The sequence below is a fragment of the Mailhella massiliensis genome (assembly GCF_020741395.1).
In the GTDB taxonomy this organism is placed as follows: domain Bacteria; phylum Desulfobacterota; class Desulfovibrionia; order Desulfovibrionales; family Desulfovibrionaceae; genus Mailhella; species Mailhella massiliensis_A.
Genome location: NZ_DYZA01000204.1, coordinates 1 through 3,953 on the forward strand (window position 1 = coordinate 1; position 3,953 = coordinate 3,953).

At 56.7% G+C, this 3,953-nt stretch carries 4 protein-coding genes and 1 pseudogene; 3 read left to right on the forward strand and 2 right to left on the reverse strand.

The window, feature by feature from the left end:
• The 3 genes from K8W16_RS10025 to K8W16_RS10035 form a co-directional block, all read left to right on the forward strand.
• Positions 1-488 (forward strand): electron transport complex protein RnfA (locus K8W16_RS10025; RefSeq protein WP_304123194.1); only part of this gene is annotated, 488 nt, incomplete at its 5' end.
• Between the two features lie 60 nt (positions 489-548).
• Entirely contained in the window at positions 549-1,400 is an 852-nt protein-coding gene (gene rnfB / locus K8W16_RS10030) for an RnfABCDGE type electron transport complex subunit B (RefSeq protein ID WP_304123197.1), read from the forward strand.
• Between the two features lie 41 nt (positions 1,401-1,441).
• Positions 1,442-2,419, forward strand: a complete 978-nt coding sequence (locus K8W16_RS10035; protein WP_304123200.1) for an FAD:protein FMN transferase — start codon at positions 1,442-1,444, stop codon at positions 2,417-2,419.
• Between the two features lie 266 nt (positions 2,420-2,685).
• On the opposite strand, the gene K8W16_RS10040 is transcribed toward K8W16_RS10035, so the two are convergent.
• Positions 2,686-3,447, reverse strand: coding sequence for a LysR substrate-binding domain-containing protein (locus K8W16_RS10040; protein ID WP_304123203.1), 762 nt, complete (start codon positions 3,445-3,447; stop codon positions 2,686-2,688).
• Between the two features lie 12 nt (positions 3,448-3,459).
• Positions 3,460-3,654 (reverse strand): annotated as a pseudogene (locus K8W16_RS12420) (LysR family transcriptional regulator); the annotation flags it as partial.
• Positions 3,655-3,953: the final 299 nt, after the last annotated feature.

Here is a 3,953-nt window from a genome sequence, read left to right on the forward strand (position 1 = left end):
GCTGTTCCAAAGAAAAAGGCGTAGCCCTCGGCATGGGCACCTCCGTTATTTTCGTCACCGTCATGGCCACTCTGTGCACCTGGCTGGTTCAAAAATATATCCTTATTCCCACCGGCCTGGAATATCTCCAGACGCTGGTCTTCATCCTCATTATCGCCTCGCTGGTGCAGTTTGTGGAAATGTTCCTCAAGAAGGCCATTCCTCCGCTCTATGCCTCCCTGGGCATCTTCCTGCCTCTCATCACCACGAATTGCTGCGTTCTCGGAGTCACGCTTCTGGTGCAGAGAGAACAGTATGATCTCATGGACGCGCTCATCTACGCCTTTGCCACGGGTGCAGGCTTCCTGCTTGCCCTGCTGCTCATGGCGGGCGTTCGCGAACGTCTGGAAACCTGCCGCGTTCCCAAGGCCATGGCAGGAACCCCCATCGCGCTCATCATGGCAGGGATCATGTCCCTTTCCTTCATGGCCTTCAAAGGCATGGTCTAGGCGTGTTTTCCGCCAAGGCTCCGCCCCCTTTCCCACCATCGCCAGCATAAGGACGTCGCTATGGTCGTTTCTTCCATAATCACGCTTACCGGGCTCGGCTTTGCAGCCGCCGCCATGCTTTCCGTCGCTTCCCGTGTTTTTGCCGTCCATGAGGATCCCAGGGTGGAAAAAGTCACCGGCACCCTGCCCGGAGCCAACTGCGGGGGCTGCGGCTACGCAGGCTGTGAAGGCTATGCCAACGCCGTGGTCAATGATCCTTCCATCCCCCCCAACCTCTGCGTAGTGGGCGGGGCGAAAGTCGCCTCGGCCATAGGCACGCTCACCGGAAAAATAACCACGGAAGTGGAGCCGCTCTGCGCCTACCGTCGCTGCGACAAGAATGCGGGCCAGGTCGCCCAGCGCTTCGACTACAAAGGTATTCCCTCCTGCGCCGCCGCGGCGGCCCTGCATCACGGCTCGGATCAGTGCGGCTTCTCCTGCCTCGGCTTCGGCGACTGCGTGAAGGTATGCCTCACCGAAGGCCTGCATATTGAAAACTACATTGTCGTCGTCAATGAACAAATGTGTGTAGGCTGCGGCAAGTGCGAAAAGGTCTGCCCGAGAAACGTGCTTCAACTCATTCCCAAAAGAGCTCGCGTGGCTATCACCTGCTCAACCCAGGACAAGCTCAAGGCCGTTATGGACGTGTGCAAGGTCGGCTGCATACACTGCTCAAAATGTGTCAAGACATGCCCGGCTAAGGCTATCAGCATGGAAAACGACCGTATCCAGATCAACTACAAACTTTGCCTGGAATACGGCGACTCCTGCGGTCAGGCCTGCGCCAAAGCCTGCCCGCGCGGTATCCTGCGGCTGCGCCCAGCCGCGCTCTGCGCCTCGGCCTCCGAAGCCGAGCAGCCGAAGGCCGTGTAGATATACCTGCCCGCATCTCTAACGCCGCCCACGAGGTTCCCATGCTCACTCGCCGTTTTCTCCTCAAAGCCATGACTGCGGCCGCCGCCATGGCCGCCCTGCCCCGCCCGGCCCTTGCCCTGGCATCTACCCCTCCCCTTACAGAAACGCGCCTTATGATGGGCACCTTTGTGACCATCAGCATTTCCGGCGTATCGGAAACTCATGCCTCCGAAGCGGCGGGGAAGGCATTCTCCCGCATGGCTTACCTGGAACAAATGCTTACCCGCTTCGACAGCGCCTCTCCCCTGGGGCAGCTCAACGCCGCAGGCGTTCTGCGTGATGCGCCGAAGGAGCTTCTTCTGGTGGCGGACGCGGCTTCGCGCATGCACCGCACAACGCGCGGGGCCTTCGACCCCACCATTCTCTCCCTGCTGGAAATTATGGAACAAAGGGCCGGAGCAGAACTTGACCGTAAAGAGGAAGCCGAGGCTGCCGGACTCATCGGCATGGATCATGTAAGCAGGGAGGGAAACAGCCTTTGTTTCATGAGAAGCGGCATGAAAATGAGCTTGGACGGCATTGCCAAGGGCTATATCGCCGATGAAGGCGCCCGGTCTCTCCGCGCCTCAGGTGTGAAGGACTTTCTCATCAACGCCGGCGGCGATATCGTGGCGCAGGGAAGCAAGGCGGGCGTCCCCTGGCGCGTGGCCGTGGAAAACCCGGAAAAGTACCACGGCAAAAGTGCCTATCTCGCCGTGCGTAACCTGCATAATGAAGCCATGGCGACTTCCGGTACCTATGAAAATATCCTTGATGCGGAAGGAAAGCTCAATCACATTCTGAATCCCTCTACCGGCCGATGCTCTCCCCTGCCGGGTGCAAGCGTCGTCGCTTCCTCCGCCATGGAGGCGGATGCCCTCGCCACCGCGCTCTGTGTACTCTCCCAGCCTGTCGCCTTGGTGGAAAGCCTGCCCCGAACCGCGTGCCTCATTCAGCTGCCGGACGGCAGGCTGAACCGCTCCCGCCTCTGGGGATAGCCGCTCATAAAACGCTTCAAGGCTCCCTGTGCCGCAGGACGGGGAGCTTTTTTATACCTTCAGACTGCCCCGAAACGGTACCGCACCTCTTAGAGGAAGGGGAAGCGAAAAGGTGCTGTTATGGCAAAAAGATAGCCCACATGGCAATAGGCAGGGGACACAATAGGTAAAGGTATCTTTTGCCGCAACAGAGCTCATATTCTCAGCTTCAGCGAGTGTGCCGCCACATTTCCCCATCTTTCCAGACAGGCCGGTGAGGTTCGATGCTATGACTGTTCCAGCCCTGCCGGACAGCGATGCAACTCTGCATAACTTGTGGATTCCCGCGCTTTTTCCAGAATCCAGTCATGGAAAAGCCTCACTTTGGGGCGCAACATTCCCTTATGGGTGGATACCACATAGTAGGTCTGAGGCGCTGGAAATACCAGTTTGAAGGGAACGACCAGCTCCTTTTTTGCAAGGGCTTCCCGGACAAGCCATTCGCGCCCCAGGGCCACTCCAAACCCCTCTCTGGCTGCGATGATCGTCAGCTCCGCCCGGTCGAAGCTGTAACCGGAATGAAGGGGCAGACCGTTGATCCCGGCCCATTTTCCCCAGACTTCCCACCCTGAATAATAGGGGCTGTTTCCCAGATCGGAATATTCATGGATCAGCGTGCAGTGCCGCAGAGCCTCGGGGTTCTCCATCAGGTGGTGCTTCCGGGCATACTCCTGAGAACAAACCGGCATGAGCGTGTCGCTGAGAAGCGGAGTGGCATACAGCCCCGCGGAAATGGACTCGCCGCAGTAAATGGCAACATCCACATTCCGCTCTTTTTTTTCATAGTCGATAAGGTTGTTCTCGCTGCGTATGTGCAGGGATATGTCAGGGTATTCGTTATGGAAGTCCTTCAACCTGGGTAAAAGCCAGCAGCCGGAAATGGACGGCGCACAGGCAATGAACAGATCTCCCTTGGACTCCCCCTCTTTGATGTTTCTTATGGCCTCATAGATCTGACCGAATCCCGCATCCAGGGCATTGTGCAGCACCTGCCCCTCCTGCGTAAGAATAATTTTCCTTGTCATTCTGTGAAAGAGGGGAAATCCGAGTTCCTGTTCAAGACTGTGAATACGGTGGCTGACGGCACTTTGCGTAATACACAGTTCCTCCGCTGCCTTGGTGAAGCTCATATGTTTCACAGCTACGGCAAAAGTATATAAAAAATGAGTAGATACAGAAGCATTGTTATGAAACATGGCACAAATTCCTTTCTTTTTTCTCAACCTGTCGGCCGACTGAAGACCATGCTACCCGTACCGTCATATTCCTTCTTCCATTCCCAAAAGACTGCCTCTCCGACATGCCTTCTGAGGTACAGCGTCGGGCGGCGTTTTTCACAGCCCGCCTATTTCTGCTTTCTTCTCCGTCAAAGCCTGCCCTTAAAATGACATGCCCCGCTGAGGCCGAACCGGCCGCTCTCCCGAAAAGAAGGCGGAACCTTCAAAAAACAAATTTGTCAATTTTTTTCTATGAACACACGCCTCCAGCCCCATCA

Coding starts and splice junctions, on each gene's coding strand:
- rnfB (WP_304123197.1), top strand. CDS start 549: ATGGTCGTTTCTTCCATAATCACGCTTACCGGGCTCGGCTTTGCAGCC.
- K8W16_RS10035 (WP_304123200.1), top strand. CDS start 1,442: ATGCTCACTCGCCGTTTTCTCCTCAAAGCCATGACTGCGGCCGCCGCC.